This is a genomic window from Mesorhizobium sp. LNHC209A00, from assembly GCF_000502915.1.
Taxonomy (GTDB): domain Bacteria; phylum Pseudomonadota; class Alphaproteobacteria; order Rhizobiales; family Rhizobiaceae; genus Mesorhizobium.
In genome coordinates, this window is record NZ_AYWT01000002.1 from 326,221 (window position 1) to 345,472 (window position 19,252).

A 19,252-nucleotide genomic window follows, 5' to 3' on the forward strand; every position below is an offset into this window, starting at 1 on the left:
ACCATGCAATCGGCTTTGAAGGCGACTTCGAAACCAGACCCCGCCATCGACCGCGACTGGTGGCGAGGCGCGGTGATCTACCAGATCTATCCACGCAGCTATCAGGATTCCAATGGCGATGGCATCGGCGACCTCAAGGGCATCATCGGCAGGCTGCCCTACATTGCCGCGCTTGGCGCGGATGCCATCTGGATCTCGCCTTTCTTCAAATCGCCAATGAAGGATTTCGGCTATGACGTCTCGGATTATTGTGACGTCGACCCGATGTTCGGCACGCTGGCGGATTTCGATGCACTGACGGCGGAGGCGCACCGACTGGGCCTCAAGGTGATGATCGACGAGGTGCTGTCGCATACCGCCGATATCCACCCCTGGTTCAAGGAAAGCCGCTCGAGCCGCACTAATCCTAAGGCCGACTGGTATGTCTGGGCGGATGCAAGACCCGATGGCACGCCGCCCAACAACTGGCTGTCGATCTTTGGCGGCTCGGCCTGGCAATGGGACACCAGCCGCCAGCAATACTACCTGCATAATTTCCTGGCCGAGCAGCCGGACCTCAACTTCCATAATCGCCAGGTCCAGGACGCGCTGCTCGACGTCACCCGCTTCTGGCTGGAGCGCGACGTCGACGGCTTTCGCCTCGACACCATCAATTTTTACTTCCACAGCCAGGGGCTGGAAAACAACCCGCCGCTGCCGCCGGAACAGCGCAACGACCAGACCGCACCGGCGGTCAATCCCTACAACTACCAGGACCATATCTACGACAAGAGCCGACCGGAAAACCTCGCCTTCCTCGAGCGCTTCCGGGCGCTGCTCGACGAGTACCCGGCGACCGCGGCGGTCGGCGAAGTCGGCGATTCGCAACGCGGGCTGGACGTGGTCGCCGCCTATACCGCCGGCGGCAAGCGCGTGCATATGTGCTATTCTTTCGACTTCCTGGCCCCGGAAAAGATCAGTGCCGCCAAGGTCCGCTCGGTGCTGGAAGCTTTTGGCCGGGTGGCCAGCGACGGCTGGTCGTGCTGGGCGTTTTCCAACCATGACGTGATGCGACCGGCCTCGCGCTGGGCCGCCAACGAGGCCGACCCGTCGGCCTATCTCAAGGTCATCTCGGCATTGCTGATGTCGCTGCGCGGTTCGGTCTGCATCTACCAGGGCGAAGAACTCGGCCTCGGCGAGGCCGATCTGCGCTTCGAGGATCTGCAGGATCCCTACGGGATCCGTTTCTGGCCTGAATTCAAGGGCCGCGACGGCTGCCGCACGCCCATGGTGTGGGATGGCAGTGCCAGGAATGGCGGCTTCTCCCAGGCAAAACCCTGGCTGCCGGTGCCGGCCGCGCATCTGCGGCAGGCGGTCAACGTGCAGCAAGGCGACGAAACCTCCCTGCTTGAACATTACCGGCGCTTTCTTGCCTTCCGCCGCGCCAATCCGGCGCTAGCCAAGGGGGACATCGCCTTCATCGAAAGCCAGGGCGACACGGTCGCCTTCACCCGCCGGTCGGGTAATGATGAGATCGTCTGCGTCTTCAATCTGGGCGCAAGGCCCGCGAAGGTTGACCTCGGCAACCGAACCCTGCAACCTTTGCCGGGACACGGGTTCTCCGGGCAGGCGAGCACCGGGTCGGTCGAACTCGGCGGCTATGGCGCCTGGTTCGGACGAATAGGCTGAAACATCCGAGGAATCACTGGAGGAAACCAATGGCCGATGTCAATTTGAGACAAGTGAAGAAGTCCTATGGCAATCTCAACATTCTCCACGGCATCGACCTCGACATCAAATCGGGCGAGTTCATCGTCTTCGTCGGCCCGTCGGGCTGCGGCAAGTCGACCTTGCTGCGCTCGATCGCGGGGCTCGAGGAAATCACGTCGGGTGAACTCAAGATCGACGGCCAGGTGGTCAACGACGTGCCACCCTCGAAGCGCGGCATCGCCATGGTGTTCCAGTCCTATGCGCTCTACCCGCACATGACCGTCTACGACAACATGGCCTTCTCGATGAAGATCGGTAAGGAAAGCAAGGCCGAGATCGACAAAAGGGTTCGGCAAGCCGCCGAGATCCTGCAGCTGACCAAATATCTGGACCGTCTGCCCAAGGCGATGTCGGGCGGCCAGCGGCAGCGCGTCGCCATCGGCCGCGCCATCGTGCGCAATCCGAAGGTGTTCCTGTTCGACGAACCGCTGTCGAACCTTGACGCCGCATTGCGCGTCGCCACCCGCATCGAGATCGCCAAGCTCAAGGAATCGATGCCCAACACGACCATGATCTACGTCACGCACGACCAAGTCGAGGCGATGACGCTGGCCGACCGGATCGTCGTGCTGAAGGACGGGCACATCGAGCAGGTCGGCACGCCCATGGAACTCTACAAGAACCCAGGCAACCTCTTCGTCGCCCAGTTCATCGGCTCGCCGGCCATGAACATCCTGCCGGCGACGGTCGACAAGACGGGCAACCCGACCATCGTCAGCCATGTCGGCGGCCGAAAGGCGACGGTGCCGATCGCGACACCTGCTTCGGCAAAGGGAGCGGCGGTCAGCTTCGGCGTACGGCCGGAAGATCTCGCGATCGCCAGCGGTGCGGATTATCTGTTCGAGGGGAGCGTCGATTATCTCGAACAGCTTGGCGAGGTCCAGCTGGTCTATGTCGATATTGGCCGGGCCGACCTGCCGCTGGTGACCAAGCTGCCGGGCAATGTCGAGGTCAAGCGCGGCTCGACGCTGCGGCTGACCGCCAATGCCGGCGACCTCCATATCTTCGATGCGGAGGGTCGCTCCTTTGCCCTCCACGAAGCGGAAGCAAAGGCGGCCTGAAGACGGCCGTTCCGGTAACGCAAAAAACAAAAGCAGCGGCGGGCATGGCCCGCCGCTCTTTTTGTCTGCACAGGCTGGTTAGTTGTTGCCGAAGAGATTGCGATCGGCACCCTGATGGGCCGGCTTCTGCACGTCGCCAGTCGAATTGAGCAGCTTGTAGACAGGCGAATCGCTGTTGCGGATCGCACCCGTATGCGACGTATCGACATTGACAGTCGACGAAGCAGTGGGCTGGTTGGCGCCGTTGGAGCCATAGTTGTCGCTGCCGGCGAAAGCGCTGCCGGAGACGGCCAGAACGGCGGCGGCGGCAATGAGGATCTTGTTCATTTTAGGTAACTCCTGAATTTTGGAAGTCCCGCGGACCGGCGGGCAAAAGCCCACCGGCCGTGGGAGGCCATTAATGGCCGAAGAGGTTGCGGTCGCTGCCCTGCTGGACAGGCGCCGAGGTGGCCGGAGCCGACTTGCCGATCGACGCGGTGTTTGGATTGTCGGTGGAGGCAGCAGCAGCCTGGTTGGCGCCGTTGGAGCCATAGTTGTCGCTGCCGGCGAAAGCGCTGCCTGAGAGAGCCAGAACGGNGACAGTCGACGAAGCAGTGGGCTGGTTGGCGCCGTTGGAGCCATAGTTGTCGCTGCCGGCGAAAGCGCTGCCTGAGAGAGCCAGAACGGCGGCGGCAGCAAAGAGGATCTTGTTCATTTTAATACTCCTGAATTGTAGGGTCCACCGGCGCGGCAGGTTCACCCGCCGCGTGCCGGGGATGGTTATTAATTGTTGCCGAAGAGGTTGTGGTCGGCGCCCGTCACAGGCGTCTGGGCAGCCGGCTCCGACTTCTTGGTCGAAGCGGTGTAGGAACTGTCGACAGTGGCCGCGGGGGTCGCGGCGTTCGAACCATAATGGTCGCTACTAGCGAAGGCGCTGCCGGAAATAGCCAGGAGGGCGGCGGCAGTGAGCATGATCTTTTTCATTTTTGTACTCCAGTATTTTTCCCGTCCGTCTAGCGGCGTGTCTTGGGATTAAATCGCGTCGTTCGGACCGCCCCGATGTGGGAGAGCCCCCTTGCCGTTTCCAATCACGAAGTTGTTCAGCGTGGACCATGACTCTGCTACTTGAAATTGTACCAACGCCTTCTACATGTCTTATTTTTCTGTTCGATATCAAGTAGTTGACTAAGATGGCGACCCGATCACCAACTGTGTCGGAGGGCTGGGCGTTCACACCGTCCTGCACGCACCGTCAACAGAAACGAACCGTTCGGTTCGATTTTAGACTGTGCTAATAGTCACTTTTCGAAACCGTTAACCCTTTTCCGGCCGGCTGAGGGTCGAAAACGGTGCCCGCGTGCGCCTGGCGAGAAGAGGCGATTCCCCCTGCGGCAACCATGCCGGGACGATCCCGCATGCGTGTCGCGCCGCATGGATGCGATGTCGCTTTCGTGCCGATGTCGCAAACCCTGTCGTGATTAGATCAAGCCATCTCAGGTGCCGCTGCGTGACGACGGAGCGGAGAATTGGGAAGCCGGTCAGATTCCGGCGCTGCCCCCGCAACGGTGGTGGAGTTCAAGTCGCAACGGGAGACCACTGGGCGAAAGCCTGGGAAGGTGTCGCGACGGTCCGCCAGGACCACTCCAGAGCCCGGAAACCAGCCCGAGATCGCTAGAACTCGACTGATCGCGGTGGGCGGTCAAGGGGCGGATGGTGTTGTCCGGCTTTCGCCGGCTTGCGCCCAGTCCTTCCTCCATCACCACCAGTTCAGTCCTTGAAAATGAGGACAGGACATGGACGCGCGCAACGACATGCTGAGGCTTTTGAACGGCCGCAGACAGGGCCTTTCGCTGGAACAGCCCTTCTATACCGACCCGGACTACTTCAAGCTGGACATGGAGCTGATCTGGTATCGCGACTGGCTGTTCATCGGCCATGATTGCGAGTTGCCCAAGCCGGGCAGCTTCATCACCGTGCAGATCGGCGATTATCCGGTCGTGCTGGTGCGCGATCAGCAGGGCAATATCAACGCCTTCCACAATTCCTGCCGCCATCGCGGCAGCCGCGTCTGCAACACCGACAAGGGCATGGCCGCCAAGCTGGTGTGTCCCTATCACCAGTGGACCTACGAACTCGACGGCCGGCTGCTGTTCGCCCGCCAGATGGCCGATGGGTTCGACAAGAGCCAGTTCGGGCTCAAGCCGGTCGCCTGCGAAAGCGTCGCCGGCTATGTCTTCATCTGCCTGGCCAAGGAGCCCGCCGACTTCGCGCCGATGCGGGCGATGATCGAGCCCTATCTCCAGCCGCACCGGCTGAGCGAGGCCAAGATCGCCTTCGAGAGCACGATCATCGAGAAGGGCAACTGGAAGCTGGTCTGGGAAAACAACCGCGAATGCTACCATTGCGCGGGCAACCACCCTGAGCTGTGCAAGACCTTCCCGGAAGCGCCGACCGTGACTGGCGTGCAAGGCGTCGACAGCGACCCGGAGATGCTGGCCCACTGGGCGAAGTGCGAAGCTGTTGGCCTGCCCAGCAAGTTTCGGATCGACCCGGCCGGACAATACCGCGCCACCCGCGCGCCGCTGCTGCGCGATGCCCAGAGCTACACGATGACCGGCAAGCGGGCCGTGAAGAGGAACCTGTCCGACAGCGTCTCGGCCGACCGGATCGGCACGCTGATGCACTACCACTACCCGACAACCTGGAACCATATCCTCGTGGATCATGCGGTGACGTTCCGCGTGCTGCCGGTCAGCGCCACGGAAACAGCGGTGACGACCAAATGGCTGGTCCACAAGGATGCGGTGGAAGGCGTCGACTACGATCTGCCCGAGCTCACCCATGTCTGGACCGAGACCAACGACCAGGACCGCCGCATCGTCGAGGAAAACGCCTTCGGCATCCTGTCGCCGGCCTACGAGCCCGGTCCCTATTCGGAGCTGCACGAGGGCGGCGTCATCCAGTTCGTCGACTGGTACGCGCGCTTTATCGGCCCACGGCTTTCCGAAGACGGCCGGCCCGCTCTGCGCAGTGTCGCCTAGCGCATCTCGCCCAAAACCGTGCAGCGGTTTTGGGATCACGACATGCGCAAAATGAAAAGGTATGCAGGGATGAACGCCATGACTGATCTTGGCCTCTATCGCCATCTCGACCAGATGGCGCCGTGGAACGACAGGCTGCAGGTGCTGGAAGTGATCGGCGTCAGCGACGAGGCGCCCGACGTCAAGACCTTCACCTTCCGCTCGGACAACCAGACCTGGTTCCGCTACAAGCCGGGCCAGTTCGTGACGCTGGAATTGCCGACACCGGACGGCCCGCTGATGCGCACCTACACGCTGTCATCATCGCCGTCGCGACCATTCTCGATCGCGGTGACGGTGAAGGCGCAGGCGGGCAGCGTCGGCACACGCTGGATGTTCGATCACCTGACGCCCGGCTCGCACGTCAAGGCCTATGGACCGGGCGGCGACTTTTCGCTGCACAGCCACCCGGCGGCGAAATACCTGTTCATCTCGGCCGGTTCGGGCGTGACGCCGATGATGTCGATGCTGCGCTGGCTGAATGACTGCGCGCCATGGACCGATGTCGGATTCGTCAATTGCGCGCGGCGCCCTGAAGAGATCATCTTTCGCAAGGAACTCGAACTGCTCGGCGGCCATATGCCGGGCCTGTCGCTCGGCTTCATGATCGAGGAGCGGTCGAGCCGCGAGGGCTGGTACGGCCATATGGGCCGCATCGACGCCATCCGGCTGCCGCTCCTGGCGCCCGATTTCCGCGAACGCGAAATCTTCTGCTGCGGCCCCGATCCCTTCATGCGCGCCGTGCGCGGCATGCTGGAGGCCGCCGGGTTCGACATGGCAAAGTACCATCAGGAGAGCTTTGCCGCGCCGGCGGTGGAGGAAATCCCGGCGCCGTTTGCCTCGCCGGCTGAAGACGGCGGGGCGATTTGCGTCGAAGCCGCGACGCCGATCCGCTTCGCGCTTTCGGATGTCGACGCCGATTGTGTCGCCGGCCAGACCGTGCTGCAGACGGCGCGCGCCTCGGGCGTGCGAATACCGGCTGCCTGCGAATTCGGCCTGTGCGGAACTTGCAAGGTGAAGAAAGTCTCCGGCAGCGTCGAGATGAGCCACAATGGCGGCATCCTCGATCATGAGATCGATGATGGCTTCATCCTGGCCTGTTGTTCCAAGCCATTGTCGCCGCTTGAAATCGAGGCTTGATCCGCCCCGCTTTCGACTGATCCCGGAAATGGTCCCGCGTTGCCGGCAAAGGTTACCTTGCCAAGGAAGACCTGAAAGTTTACAGGCGTTGTCGGTGGAAGCGGTCCTGCTGGCGGGCAGGAAATGCAGGACGGGGCAACAATGACGCATGATTCCCACGCCTATGCGGTAGCGAGCCGGGATATCGTTTTCGAATCTTTCGATGGCGAGGCCGTGGTGCTCAATCTTGCCAATGGCAAATATTTCGGCTTTTCCGATTCCGGCAGCAAGGTGTGGCAGGCGCTTTCATCCGGCGCGGACGCCCAGGCCCTGGTCGGACTGAGCGCCGGCGGCTCGACAATAGGCCGGGCCGAACTCGAACACTTCATATCGCAATTGCTCGAATTGGGTTTGCTGGTGCGCTTGGACGCGGCGGCGCGGCCTTTGCCGGGCGATTTGCCTGCCGAGCTTGCCGCCACGAACGAGCCGCTCAATGTGAGCATTCACGACGACCTCGCCGACCTGATCGTCGTTGATCCCATCCACGAGGTCGAGGAGCCTCTCGGCTGGCCGGCGGTCAAGCAGGCTTCCTGACGGGGAGGCCGCAGCGTGATGGAAGGCGATTGATGCCGCGCGTCACGCTCGAAACCTTGCCGGATTACGCCCGGTATCTCATCGCCGCCGCTGAAGGCGCGGCCGCGTGCTATCCGACCATGCGAAAGGTTCGCCTGCCGTGGCTTGAACTGACCGCGCATCTCGGTCACGGCGTGCTTGCCGATGCATTGGACCATGCTTTTGTCGAGGCCGGGCATGATCAGCCGGCACCGTCCACGGGTCGCATCTTCATCGCGCATCCCGGCATTGACGGCATCCCGGAGCCGGCGCACTGGGGCGATGCCCATTTCACCGAGCACGGTTTTGCCAAACAGCTCGCCGAAGCCGGTTTGCGCGGGCACCATTTCCACGACCTGGATTTCTGGCAAGTCTACGATCCGCACCGCCGCGTCGGCGTGCAGCTGATGGCCTCGGCCGATGCCTTTCCGCCCTGGGAGCCTGGAGCACCGCTGCGCGCCTTCCTGCACTGGGAATATGCCGCGCGCGGCATGCGGCTGACCCATGCCGGCACGCTCGGCATCGACGGCAAGGGTATTCTGCTTGCCGGCTCGGGCGGGGCCGGGAAATCCGGCACCGTCGTCGCCGGCCTGCTTAACGGGCTCGACAGTGTCGGCGACGACTATGTGCTGATCGATCTCACCGACGGCGTGACCGCGCGCCCCCTTTTTTCGACGTTGAAGCAGGACACGGAAGGTTTCGCTCGGCTGGGCCTGCGGCAGCGGCTGACGCAAGGCCCGCTGAACTGGCAAGGCAAGCACACGTTCCATATTCATGATGTCGCGCCTCGGCCGGTGCCCGCCATGCTGGACATCGTCGCGCTGGTGGTGCCACATATCAGCGGAGGCGGAGCAAGTTCGATTATGCCGATGTCGCGCAAGGATGCCATGATTGCCTTGGCGCCGTCCGGCATCGCCCAGATGCCGGGCGAGCGCGAAAGCGGCTTTCGCTTCTTCAGCGAATTGGCGCGCCACCTGCCGTGCTTCCGATTGTCCCTCGGCACCGACCCGGCAGAAATCGCTGGCACAATCGAGGATTTCCTGACACGAGGCGCCCGGTGAAGCTCAGCGTGATCATGCCTGTGTACAATCGCGAGCGCTATGTCGTCTCGGCGCTGCGCTCGCTCGTGCGGCAGCACGATGCCGCCGATCTCGACATCATCGTGATCGACGACGGCTCGACCGACGGGTCGGCGGAGGCCGTGCGTTCAATGAGGGCCGAGAACGCCTGCATTCGCCTTTTCCGGCAAGAGAACATGGGCGTGACGCGGGCCCGCAACGCTGGTCTCAGACTGCTCACGCCGGAAACCGAGCTCGTGTCGTTCCTCGATTCGGACGATGTCTCGCCCGCGGGACGATTCAAGGCCGATATTGCATGCTTTGACGCCGACCCCGCTCTGGAGCTTACCTATTCCCTGATGATGATGGTCGAACACATCGACGACGATCTGCTGGAACCCTGCCCCGGCAGCCATTGCATGACCGTGCGGGGAATTCATCTGTCGTCGGGCATTTTCTCGCGTAAGCTCATTGAACGGATCGGCGGCTTCGACGAGGCCTTCGGCCAGGCCGAAGACACCGACTACTTGCTGCGCACCTTTGAAAGCGGCCCCAGATTCGTCCTGCCGGATACCGTATCGCTTTACTACCGACGTCATCCCGGCAACATGACGAAGCAAGTCGACACATCCCTTCGGGAATTCTTGCGGGCCATCCACAAATCGATGAAACGGCGCAAGGCCGACCCTTCACTGCGCGGGATCGAAGGCATATTCGATGTAAAAGAACTCGCCAACTGGCGCTTCATGTAGCATGCGGAACTATGGCGTCGTCATACCGGCCTTCAACGCCAGCGGCACCATCGCCGAGACGCTGCGATCGGTCGCGGCGCAGACAGTGCGGCCCGAGCTGGTGGTGATCGTCGACGATGGATCCAACGACGATCTCGCGGCGGCGATCGGCGGAACGGACCTGCCGCTGCAATTGCTGCGCCAGGCAAATGCCGGACCTGGCAGCGCCACGACCAGGGGCATCGCCGCCTTGTCGACGCCGCTCATTGCGACGCTCGATGCCGACGATCTGTGGCTGCCGAGCAAGGTCGAAACACAGCTCGCGCATCTCGAAAGACATCCCGGAACGTCGGGCGTCTTCTGTCATTTGCGAAACTTCCGCAATGACCGGCCCGACGCTCCCGAGGACGCGATCGTACCCGGTTGGTCCCGGACCACGATGCTGATCCGGCGCGAGGTCGCCGAGACCGTCGGACCAGTCGTCGATCCGCCGGGCGGCCGCGGCGAAATGATCGACTGGATCGCGCGGGCACGCGAGGCGGGCCTTGCCCTCGACATGGTGGAAGAGGTGCTGGCGCTGCGTCGCATCAGGCCCGGCAGCCTGTCCTACGGGCGCGATGCCGCGCGCGACCGCGGCTATCTCGAAGTGGCGCGGCTCGCCATGCTGCGACGGGCCCGGAACAAGGCCGGCGCGGGCTGATGGCGGGCATCCGCCGCATCAGCCGACGTTTCCCGGACTATGGCTGGTCCTGGCCGACGGGCGGGCTCGACCAACTGCTCAAGGCCGCGCTTCTTGCCGATGAGGACGCGGCCGCCGGTTGCGCCTTGCAGTGGCTAAGCGCGAACGACATAGACCTCGTCTCCTTCAGGGAACATCGGCTGCTGGCCGCGATCTGCGACCGGTTCGGGCGGAAATTGGCCGGCCATTCCGCCTATCCGCGCCTTATCGGCCTGCAAAAGATGCTGTGGACCAAGTCGCGCATGGCGATGCGCGAGGCCGAACCGGCGCTGCAGGCGATGACGGATTCCGGCTGCCTGGTGATGCTGATCAAGGGTGCCAGCCGCATTGCCTTGAACGCCTCGGCGCAGCGTGGCCGGGTGGCGCACGACATCGACATATTGGTGCGGCCGCAGGATATATCGGCGGCGTTCGGCGTGCTGCGCGACCGCGACTGGCAGATCGCCACCGGGGTAAGCCCACAGTATCTGAGGACAAGACTGGCGTCGCTACGCTCGATGAATTTTTTCAAGGGCAGTTATGGCGATATCGACCTGCACCAGCTTGCCTATGACGGTTCGCAGCAAAGCGACGAGGATGACCAGGCGATCTGGCAGCGCGCGGCGGCGGCCGAATTCAGCGGTGTCGGCGTGCTGGTGCCGTCGCCTGCGGATCGCATCGCGCTCGCCATCGCGCATGGCGGGCTCGATGCCCACACCCACAGCGATTGGCTGGTCGATTGCGCGGTGGCCATTCGCGCCGGCGGCGTCGACTGGGACGTGTTCCTCGATGTCGTCGCCAGGCGTGGCCTTGCCGTTGCCGCGGCGGTGGCGCTTTCCTACCTTGCGCTCGATGTTGGCGTGACGGTGCCTGACAGGGTGCTGGCGCGCGTGCTGGTCATGGCCGACCGCACCGGCCTTGCACGCTGGTCGGCATTGCTGCAGGCCAAGCCGCGAACCGACTTCGGCAGGCTGACCTGGCTGTCGCGCGGCTTCGCCAAGCAGTTGCGGCTGAGACGCAAGAGCGGGCGGCTGCGGCAGGAGCCGCCCGCCAGGGCATGGCGCGGCAGAGCATGGCGCGGCAGGCAGGCACCTCGCGAACCGCTGGAAGGACAGTCGCCCCCGGCCTTCTCGCAGACCATACCGTGCCCCGCGACGGCAGGGGAGATGATGCTGGACATCACGATCAGGATCAGCGTCCCGCCGGTCCGGCGCCGCATCGAAATGGAGATCAATGTGGGCGACGACCACGTCGCGCGTCTGCGTGCGATGGCCATCAGCCGGTCTGGTGGAGAGCGGGTGCTGCGCTTTCGCGGCAAGGTTACGTTCGACGGCCGACAGCATGCCCTGACGCTGGAGGCGCGGCCGTCCCGGCAGTTCCGCCAATGGGACGATCAGGCGACGGTCGCCGCCTACGGCGCATTGCCCTTCCATCTGGTCTCGGCGATTTTTTCACCGCTGCGCTGAACTGAACTATCGCTGGTCGCCCAAAGGTCGGCGGCGCCGTGCGGGGCGCGAACCCTCGCCTATACGGCGCCCTTGTCGGGCTTCGTCACCCGCCGCAACGTCAGATTGATCCTGCCGCCGTTCTTGAGCAGCGCCGAGGTCGAAGGGTAGATGCGGTCGACGCCATGGAAGGCAAGACGGCCCTCGCCGCCAAGCACGACGACATCGCCGCTTTTGAGCCTGAACGATTTGGTGGCGCCATCGCGGGTTGTCTGGCCGACCCTGAACAGGCAATCGTCACCCAGCGAGACGGAGACGACCGGTGCTGAGAAATCGGCCTCGTCGCGATCCTGATGCAGGCCCATCTTGGCTTCCGGCGTGTAGAAATTGACCAGGCAGGCCTGCGGGGGATTGGGATAGCCCGACACCTGCCGCCACAGGTCGAGCAGACTGTCGGGGATAGGCGGCCACGGCTCTCCGGTCAGCGGATGCGTCGGCTGGTAGCGATAGCCGCGTTCCTTGTCGGTGACCCAGCCGAGCGGACCGCAATTGGTCATGCGCACGCTCATCTCCTTGCCGGTCCGAGGCATGGCCGGCACGAACAGCGGCGCCTGCTGGACAATGCTTCTCACCTCCTCGACCAGCGTCTCCTGGACGGCGCGCGACAGATGGGCCGGAATGTGACGGATGCCTTTGGGCAGAACGAGCATGGGTTGGCTCATGAGAATGGTTCGGAGCCTCAGCATGCCACCGCCAGACGAAAACGGCGACCCGAAAGCGGTGGTGGTTTTTACCAGGGAGGGCAGCGATGAATTCGTCTTGGCCAGATGGGCGGTTGACGAATAAAGATGACTAACATACCGACACGTCAAACACCGCCAAGAACGATGCCGCCGTCTATCTCGATGCCTCGGCCTCCTACGATCTCGGCGCCACCGACAAGAGGTAGGAAGGTGTCTCGGCCGCTTTCGCCGTCCGCGACATTGCCGACGACCGCGCGACGGTGTGCAACTCGGGTTATAGCTACAGGACCAGGGCCGCAACATCACGGCTTCGCTGAAGCGTCTCTGGTAAAGGCAACGCCAGCACCTTTCGGACGCGCGGCGTGTTGCCGACGGAAGGGAAACCTCACATCCGCAATGCAAAATTGAAAGTGGTTTTGCGGGCACGATTTGCGTGTTGCTTAGTCGTTCTCCACGCGACCGCGCAGCTTCTTGATCGTACCGCGCCCGGCCTTGCTCTTCAGCCGACGCTCGACCGCGCCTTTCGAGGGCCGTGTCTTCTTGCGCGGCGGCGGCGGCGGTTCGGCGGCCTTGGCGACCAGTGCCGTCAGCCTCGCCCGCGCATCGGCGCGGTTCTGCTCCTGCGTGCGAAAGCGTCCGGCCTCGATGATGATGACACCATCCTTGGTGGCGCGCTGGCCGGCAAATTTTATGGTCCGCTCGCGTACGCGGTCCGACAGGCCCTCGGCGTTCCGCGCGTCGAAGCGAAGCTGCACCGCCGTCGCCACCTTGTTGACGTTCTGGCCGCCGGGACCGGACGAGCGGATGAAATCCTCGTGCAGGTCGCCCGGGTGGATCACGGCTTCGCCAGATATGATGAGGTCGTCGTCGATCGGCATGCCGCAGTCATGGCGCGGCGAGCCGAAAAAGAAAAGGCCCGATCGAAACCCGGCCTCCTGCCTGGCCACAACGATGCCTTGACGATTACTCCGCAGCTTCCTGCATGCGGGGCGCTGCGCCCAGCACGACGGCGTCGACATGGCTTTCGAACTTCTCGAAGTTGACGGCGAACATGCCCACCAGCCTTGCCGCCTGCCGGTCATAGGCAGCCTTGTCCATCCAGGTGGAGCGCGGATCGAGGATGGCGCTATCGACACCAGGCGCCGCCACCGGCACCTCGAAGCCGAAATTGGCGTCGGTGCGGAAAGCGCCTGCCTGCAGCGAGCCGTCGAGGGCGGCGGCGAGCAAGGCGCGCGTCGCCTTGATCGGCATGCGCTTGCCGGTGCCATGGGCGCCGCCGGTCCAGCCGGTGTTGACCAGCCAGCAATCGGCGCCGTGGCGAGCAATGAGCTCGCGCAGAAGATTGCCGTATTCCGACGGATGGCGCGGCATGAACGGCGCGCCGAAACAGGTCGAGAAAGTCGCTTCCGGCTCGGTCACGCCCCTTTCCGTTCCGGCTACCTTGGCCGTGTAGCCGGAAAGGAAATGATACATCGCCTGCGCCGGCGTCAGCCGGGCGATCGGCGGCATCACGCCGAAAGCGTCGGCGGTCAGCATGATGATGTTCTTCGGGTGACTGGCGCGCCCGGTCTTCGAGGCATTGGGTATGAAGTCGAGCGGATAGGCGCAGCGTGTGTTTTCGGTGAGCCGGCCGTCATTGAAATCCGGCACGCCATCGGCGTCGAGTACGACGTTTTCCAGCACGGTGCCGAAGCGCTGCGTGGTGGCGAAGATCTCCGGCTCGGCTTCCGCCGACAGCTTGATCGTCTTGGCGTAGCAGCCGCCTTCGAAATTGAAGATGCCGTGCGGACCCCAGCCGTGCTCGTCATCGCCGATCAAGGTGCGGGACGGATCGGCCGACAGCGTGGTCTTGCCGGTTCCCGACAGGCCGAAGAAGATGGCGGCATCGCCGGCCGGTCCCTCATTGGCCGAGCAGTGCATCGGCATCACGCCTTTCTCCGGCAGGAGGTAGTTGAGCATGGTGAACACCGACTTCTTCATCTCGCCGGCATAGGAGGTGCCCCCGATCAGCACGATCTTGCGCGTCAGGTCGACGGCGATCACCGTCTCGGTGCGGCTCCCGTGACGGGCGGGATCGGCGCGGAAGGACGGCAGGTCGATGATCGTCATCCCAGGCACGAAGTGTTCGAGTTCGGCCGCCTCGGGACGGATGAGCAGGTTGCGGATGAACAAGGAGTGCCAGGCAAGTTCGGTGATCACCCTGGTGGGCAGCTTGAGCTCCGCGTCGGCACCGCCGACCAGATCCTGCACATAGAGGTCCTTGTCCGCGGCGTGAGCCTGGAAATCGGCGAGCAAGGCGTCGAACTGTGCGGGCGAGATCGCCTTGTTGTTGTCCCACCAGACTTGCGGCTCGGTGGCGGCGTCGCGGACGATGAACTTGTCCTTGGGCGAGCGACCAGTGTGCTGGCCGGTCTCGGCGAGCAGCGCGCCATTCGCGGTCAGCCGGGCTTCACCGCGCCGGATCGCTTCCTCGTAGAGCGCGGCCGCGCCGAAATTGTAGCGCACCGTCCCGGAGGTTTTCAGATCGATACGATCGATCGCGCAGGCAGGATTGCGTTTGCCGACTTCCGACATTGGTGACCCTTCTCAAGATTTGCCGCATCTTTGCCGGCGTATTTCCGGCACACCCACTAAGCAGGCTATGATGGTCAGAACCAGAAAAGCCAAATGATATCAAATCATTAATCGATTTAAATATTTTGAAAGTTGTTTAAATCGTTTATATATGCGAAAACTTTCACGGTTGCCCAAAGGGTTGCGAGGTTCGTTCGTCCAATCCGTGTCAAGGTCGGATTGTGGCCGGCGGCACCCCGCGCGTGACAGCGGTTACGGCCTATGCCACATTTTGTACCTAATTTGTCCTGCAAAAGCCCCTTCTCTACGACAGAAGGGACAGCCCATGAGGGAGCCGCTTGAAATGGCTACAATCGCGCTTGTCGATGACGACCGCAACATTCTGACGTCGGTGTCGATCGCCCTTGAATCCGAGGGGTATCGTGTCGAAACCTACACGGATGGTGCGTCCGCGCTGGAAGGCCTGGCCGCCAGGCCGCCGAATCTCGCCATCCTCGATATCAAGATGCCGCGCATGGACGGCATGGAGCTCCTGCGCCGGATGCGTCAGAAATCCGACTTGCCGGTGATCTTCCTGACCTCCAAGGACGACGAGATCGATGAATTGTTCGGTCTCAAGATGGGCGCCGACGATTTTATCCGCAAGCCGTTCTCGCAGCGCCTGCTGGTGGAGCGGGTGCGCGCCGTGCTGCGCCGTGCCAGTGCCCGCGAGGCCGCGGCAAAAGCGCCGAGCCAGCAGGCCCGCTCGCTCGAACGTGGCCAACTCGTCATGGACCAGGAACGCCATACCTGCACCTGGAAGGGCGAGCCGGTGACGCTTACCGTCACGGAGTTCTTGATCCTGCATTCGCTGGCGCAGCGTCCCGGCGTGGTAAAAAGCCGTGATGCTTTGATGGATTCGGCCTATGATGAGCAGGTCTATGTCGATGACCGCACGATCGACAGCCACATCAAGCGGCTGCGCAAGAAGTTCAAGGCTGTCGACGACGACTTCGAGATGATCGAAACCCTTTACGGAGTCGGATATCGGTTCCGCGAAGCGTAATTTGATGTATGTCGAGCGAAAGCGGTCCCTAGCTGGGGCTGCGACATACTTCAAACCTGGGACTAGCGGGAGCTGCTATTCGATGGCAGTGGAAGCACAGCGAACAAGACCGGCGGGCGCCGCCAGGCGGCCGTCGCGCATCATGCCTTCCTTCGTGTCGAAAATCACCGTGCCGATGCGCCGCTTCCTCGGCCACCATATCTTTTCCAGCCTGACGCGGCGTATCCTTTTCCTCAATCTCGCCGGGCTGGCGGTGCTCGTCACCGGCATCCTCTATCTCAACACCTTCCGCGACGGGCTGATCGACGCGCGGGTCGAAAGCCTGATGACGCAAGGCGAAATCATCGCTGGCGCGATTGCGGCCTCGGCGACGGTCGAGACGGATTCGATCAGCATCGACCCGGAAAAACTGCTTGAGCTGCAGGCCGGCGAAAGCCTGGGGCCTGGCTCGGACCAACTCGACAATCTGGATTTTCCGATCAATCCAGAGCGCGTGGCGCCGGTGCTACGGCGGCTGATCTCGCCGACTCGCACCCGAGCCCGCATCTATGACCGCGACGCCAATTTGCTGCTCGATTCGCGCCATCTCTATTCGCGCGGTCAGATCCTGCGCTACGATCTGCCGCCGGTCGAGGAAGAGGAGCCCGACCTTGTCGAGCGCGTCCAGAAGTTCATCTTCGACTTCTTCCGCAACACCGACCTGCCGGTCTATCACGAACAGCCCGGCGGCAACGGCGCCGCCTTCCCGGAAGTGGTCAAGGCGTTGACGGGCAGTCCGTCGACCATTGTGCGCGTCTCGGAACAGGGCGAGCAGATCGTCTCGGTGGCGGTGCCAATCCAGCGTTTTCGCGCCGTGCTCGGTGTGCTGATGCTGTCGACCGAAGGCGGCGATATCGACAAGATCGTCGCCGCCGAACGCAAGGCGATCCTGCGCGTCTTCGGCANTGCTGTCGACCGAAGGCGGCGATATCGACAAGATCGTCGCCGCCGAACGCAAGGCGATCCTGCGCGTCTTCGGCATCGCGGCGCTCGTCACAGCCATCCTGTCGATGCTTTTGGCATCCACCATAGCCAACCCGCTGCGCCGGCTGTCGGCGGCGGCCGTACGGGTTCGTCGCGGCGTCAAGAGCCGCGAGGAAATCCCCGACTTTTCCGACCGCCAGGACGAGATCGGCAATCTGTCGATTGCCGTGCGCGACATGACCAACGCGCTCTATGCGCGCATCGAGGCGATAGAAAGCTTCGCGGCCGATGTCTCGCATGAATTGAAGAACCCGCTGACGTCGTTGCGCAGTGCTGTCGAAACATTGCCGCTGGCGAAGAATGACACCTCCCGTGCGCGCCTGATGGAGATCATCCAGCATGACGTGAAACGGCTGGACCGCCTCATCACCGACATTTCCGACGCCTCGCGCCTCGACGCGGAATTGGCGCGCGAAGATGCCGGCACCGTCGACCTGAAGAAGTTCGTCACCGACCTTGTCGCTGTTTCGCGTGAAACCACGCGCAACAAGAAGGCGGTCGAGATCGAGCTCAAGGTCGCCAAGCTGCCGCAGGGCGCCAAGGGCTATGTCGTCGTCGGTCACGATCTGCGCATCGGCCAGGTCATCACCAATCTGATCGAAAACGCTCGTTCCTTCGTTCCCGAGGACCATGGCCAAATCAGTCTGTCGCTGGCGCGCGCCGGCAAGTTCAACATCCTGACCGTCGACGACAACGGTCCTGGCATCCGCGCCGACGCCATCGACCGCATCTTCGAACGTTTTTACACCGACCGGCCCGCCGGCGAGGCGTTCGGCCAGAATTCCGGCCTTGGCCTGTCCATCTCCAGGCAGATCGTCGAGGCCCATGGCGGTACGTTGACCGCCGAAAACATACCAGGCATCAAGCCCGGCGAGATCAAGGGCGCACGCTTCGTGGTGACGCTCCCGGCCGAGGGATGACCGCCAATCGCCAAGGATCGCGACGTGCAGCCTGACAACATACACGCCACGGCGCTGCTGATCGGCGAGAGCGGCATTCTCATCAGCGGCTCATCCGGGTCGGGCAAGACAACGCTGGCCCTGACGCTGATCAGCCATTGCCTGCAGCGCGGATTGTTCTCGCGGCTCGTCGGCGACGATCAGCTTTTCGTCGAAGCCCACGCCGGGCGGCTGGTGTGCCGTGCGCCCGCCACCATCGAGGGCCTTGCCGAGGTGCCGGGACATGGGCCACGGTCCCTGCCGTTCGAACCGGCCTGCGTCGTCGATCTGCATGTGCGCCTGTTGCCGGCCGGCGAAATCGCACGCTTCCAGGAGGATGCAAGCGACGACATCGCCGGCTGCGCGGTGGCGCGCATCGATTTGGCAGAGCGCAATGTCGCGGCCGCCTCGCTCGCAGTGATGGCGCGGCTGTCGATCCCGCCTTTTCTATGATCCGCGCTGGGTTTTTTGCTGCAATGCGTCAAAATGGCGTGGGCCGGCGCAATTTTGGGCTTGTCAACGGGCCGCGCGTCGACAAGATAGCGCTCCCGCCGCCTGGATTGGCTGGCGAGCATAAAATGCGCCTGTGAAGCGGCGATGACGGGAGCCACCAAAGAATGATCGGACTCGTGCTTGTAACGCACGGTCAACTGGCCACCGAGTTCAGACATGCCGTCGAACATGTCGTCGGGCCACAAGACAATTTCGAAACCGTGGCGATCGGTGCCGACGACGATATGGAGCAGCGTCGCCGCGACATCGTCGACGCCGTCGCCCGTGTCGATACGGGGGCGGGTGTGATCGTGTTGACCGACATGTTCGGCGGCACGCCCTCCAACCTTGCCATATCGGTAATGGAGTCCGGCCGCACCGAGGTGATCGCCGGCATGAACCTGCCGATGCTGATCAAACTGTCGTCGATCCGCAAGGGCGACAACATGGCGGCCGCGCTCGATGAAGCGCAAGCCGCGGGCCGCAAATATATCAACGTCGCCAGCCAGCTTTTGAGCAGCAAATGAGTACGCTGTCGCCTGACAAGGACCAGATCGTCAGGGAGTTTCCGATCGTCAACCAGCGCGGCCTGCATGCGCGCGCCTCGGCGAAATTCGTCCAGCTTGCCAGCGGTTTCAACGCTTCGGTCCATGTCGAGAAGGACGGCGTCAAGGTCGGCGGCACTTCGATCATGGGCCTGATGATGCTGGCGGCCAGCCCTGGATACTCGATCCGCGTCACCGCCAGCGGTCCGGAGGCGCTCGAGGTCATGGACGCGCTGGAGCAGCTCGTCGCCTCCCGTTTCGGCGAGGAGTGCTGACCAGGAAGTCAGCCTCCGAGACATGCACGAATAAAGATTTCTTTATATCCCATTGTCGTGCGAAG

General features: G+C 63.0%; 19 protein-coding genes, 2 pseudogenes and 1 riboswitch. Of the genes and pseudogenes, 14 read left to right on the plus strand and 7 right to left on the minus strand.

The window, feature by feature from the left end:
- Positions 1-3 precede the first annotated feature (3 nt).
- Both X739_RS161020 and ugpC read left to right on the plus strand, forming a co-directional pair.
- Positions 4-1,668: an alpha-glucosidase gene (locus X739_RS161020; RefSeq protein WP_031251946.1), complete on the plus strand. Its 1,665-nt coding sequence runs from the start codon at positions 4-6 to the stop codon at positions 1,666-1,668.
- 29 nt (positions 1,669-1,697) lie between these two features.
- Entirely contained in the window at positions 1,698-2,810 is a 1,113-nt protein-coding gene (gene ugpC / locus X739_RS161015; protein ID WP_023772360.1) for a sn-glycerol-3-phosphate ABC transporter ATP-binding protein UgpC, read from the plus strand.
- A gap of 78 nt (positions 2,811-2,888) precedes the next feature.
- Here ugpC and X739_RS161010 read toward each other — a convergent pair whose 3' ends face one another.
- The 4 genes and pseudogenes from X739_RS161010 to X739_RS161000 form a co-directional block, all read right to left on the minus strand.
- The gene (locus X739_RS161010; protein ID WP_023793039.1) at positions 2,889-3,137 is read right to left on the minus strand and encodes a DUF680 domain-containing protein; all 249 of its coding nucleotides are present in this window, start codon (positions 3,135-3,137) and stop codon (positions 2,889-2,891) included.
- Positions 3,138-3,207: 70 nt separating this feature from the next.
- Positions 3,208-3,381 carry a DUF680 domain-containing protein gene (locus X739_RS1000000171325; protein ID WP_245273792.1) on the minus strand — a complete coding sequence of 58 codons (174 nt, stop codon included), beginning with the start codon at positions 3,379-3,381 and terminating at the stop codon, positions 3,208-3,210.
- A 15-nt stretch (positions 3,382-3,396) separates the two neighbouring features.
- Positions 3,397-3,504 (minus strand): annotated as a pseudogene (locus X739_RS1000000171330) (DUF680 domain-containing protein); the annotation flags it as partial.
- 68 nt (positions 3,505-3,572) lie between these two features.
- A complete protein-coding gene (locus X739_RS161000; protein WP_023793043.1) occupies positions 3,573-3,773 on the minus strand; it encodes a DUF680 domain-containing protein in 201 nt (66 codons plus the stop codon).
- A 494-nt stretch (positions 3,774-4,267) separates the two neighbouring features.
- A riboswitch (cobalamin riboswitch) is annotated at positions 4,268-4,470 on the plus strand.
- Between the two features lie 112 nt (positions 4,471-4,582).
- Here X739_RS161000 and X739_RS160995 point away from each other — a divergent pair.
- The 7 genes from X739_RS160995 to X739_RS160965 all read left to right on the plus strand — a co-directional run bounded on the left by X739_RS160995 (position 4,583) and on the right by X739_RS160965 (position 11,573).
- Positions 4,583-5,830 (plus strand): aromatic ring-hydroxylating dioxygenase subunit alpha, encoded by a 1,248-nt coding sequence (locus tag X739_RS160995; protein WP_023793045.1) that lies wholly within the window; start codon positions 4,583-4,585, stop codon positions 5,828-5,830.
- A gap of 78 nt (positions 5,831-5,908) precedes the next feature.
- Positions 5,909-7,009: a hybrid-cluster NAD(P)-dependent oxidoreductase gene (locus tag X739_RS160990; protein ID WP_023772355.1), complete on the plus strand. Its 1,101-nt coding sequence runs from the start codon at positions 5,909-5,911 to the stop codon at positions 7,007-7,009.
- A 141-nt stretch (positions 7,010-7,150) separates the two neighbouring features.
- Positions 7,151-7,582, plus strand: coding sequence for a PqqD family peptide modification chaperone (locus X739_RS160985; RefSeq protein WP_023793048.1), 432 nt, complete (start codon positions 7,151-7,153; stop codon positions 7,580-7,582).
- 32 nt (positions 7,583-7,614) lie between these two features.
- On the plus strand, positions 7,615-8,661 hold the full coding sequence (locus X739_RS160980; protein ID WP_023793050.1) for a hypothetical protein: 1,047 nt from the start codon (positions 7,615-7,617) through the stop codon (positions 8,659-8,661).
- Complete coding sequence (locus X739_RS160975; protein ID WP_023772352.1) at positions 8,658-9,410, plus strand: glycosyltransferase family A protein; 753 nt, start codon at positions 8,658-8,660, stop codon at positions 9,408-9,410. The genes X739_RS160980 and X739_RS160975 overlap by 4 nt, the downstream gene beginning before the upstream one ends.
- 1 nt (position 9,411) lies before the next feature.
- Positions 9,412-10,089, plus strand: coding sequence for a glycosyltransferase family A protein (locus X739_RS160970; RefSeq protein WP_023772351.1), 678 nt, complete (start codon positions 9,412-9,414; stop codon positions 10,087-10,089).
- Positions 10,089-11,573, plus strand: coding sequence for a nucleotidyltransferase family protein (locus X739_RS160965; protein ID WP_023772350.1), 1,485 nt, complete (start codon positions 10,089-10,091; stop codon positions 11,571-11,573). Before X739_RS160970 ends, X739_RS160965 begins: the two co-directional genes overlap by 1 nt.
- Positions 11,574-11,632: 59 nt before the next feature.
- Here X739_RS160965 and X739_RS160960 read toward each other — a convergent pair whose 3' ends face one another.
- From X739_RS160960 to X739_RS160950, 3 genes are all read right to left on the minus strand, one after another.
- On the minus strand, positions 11,633-12,262 hold the full coding sequence (locus X739_RS160960) for an alpha-ketoglutarate-dependent dioxygenase AlkB (protein WP_023772349.1): 630 nt from the start codon (positions 12,260-12,262) through the stop codon (positions 11,633-11,635).
- A gap of 473 nt (positions 12,263-12,735) precedes the next feature.
- Positions 12,736-13,173: an alternative ribosome rescue aminoacyl-tRNA hydrolase ArfB gene (gene arfB, locus X739_RS160955; protein WP_023772347.1), complete on the minus strand. Its 438-nt coding sequence runs from the start codon at positions 13,171-13,173 to the stop codon at positions 12,736-12,738.
- Between the two features lie 85 nt (positions 13,174-13,258).
- Positions 13,259-14,869: a phosphoenolpyruvate carboxykinase gene (locus X739_RS160950; RefSeq protein ID WP_023772346.1), complete on the minus strand. Its 1,611-nt coding sequence runs from the start codon at positions 14,867-14,869 to the stop codon at positions 13,259-13,261.
- A 343-nt stretch (positions 14,870-15,212) separates the two neighbouring features.
- Here X739_RS160950 and X739_RS160945 point away from each other — a divergent pair, with 343 nt between their 5' ends.
- The 5 genes and pseudogenes from X739_RS160945 to X739_RS160930 all read left to right on the plus strand — a co-directional run bounded on the left by X739_RS160945 (position 15,213) and on the right by X739_RS160930 (position 19,187).
- Positions 15,213-15,914, plus strand: coding sequence for a response regulator transcription factor (locus X739_RS160945; RefSeq protein WP_010912942.1), 702 nt, complete (start codon positions 15,213-15,215; stop codon positions 15,912-15,914).
- Between the two features lie 82 nt (positions 15,915-15,996).
- Positions 15,997-17,857 (plus strand): annotated as a pseudogene (locus X739_RS01000000165805) (sensor histidine kinase).
- A 24-nt stretch (positions 17,858-17,881) separates the two neighbouring features.
- On the plus strand, positions 17,882-18,328 hold the full coding sequence (locus X739_RS160940; RefSeq protein ID WP_023772344.1) for an HPr kinase: 447 nt from the start codon (positions 17,882-17,884) through the stop codon (positions 18,326-18,328).
- A gap of 164 nt (positions 18,329-18,492) precedes the next feature.
- Positions 18,493-18,894, plus strand: coding sequence for a PTS sugar transporter subunit IIA (locus tag X739_RS160935; RefSeq protein ID WP_010912939.1), 402 nt, complete (start codon positions 18,493-18,495; stop codon positions 18,892-18,894).
- Complete coding sequence (locus X739_RS160930) at positions 18,891-19,187, plus strand: HPr family phosphocarrier protein (protein ID WP_015314359.1); 297 nt, start codon at positions 18,891-18,893, stop codon at positions 19,185-19,187. The genes X739_RS160935 and X739_RS160930 overlap by 4 nt, the downstream gene beginning before the upstream one ends.
- Positions 19,188-19,252: the final 65 nt, after the last annotated feature.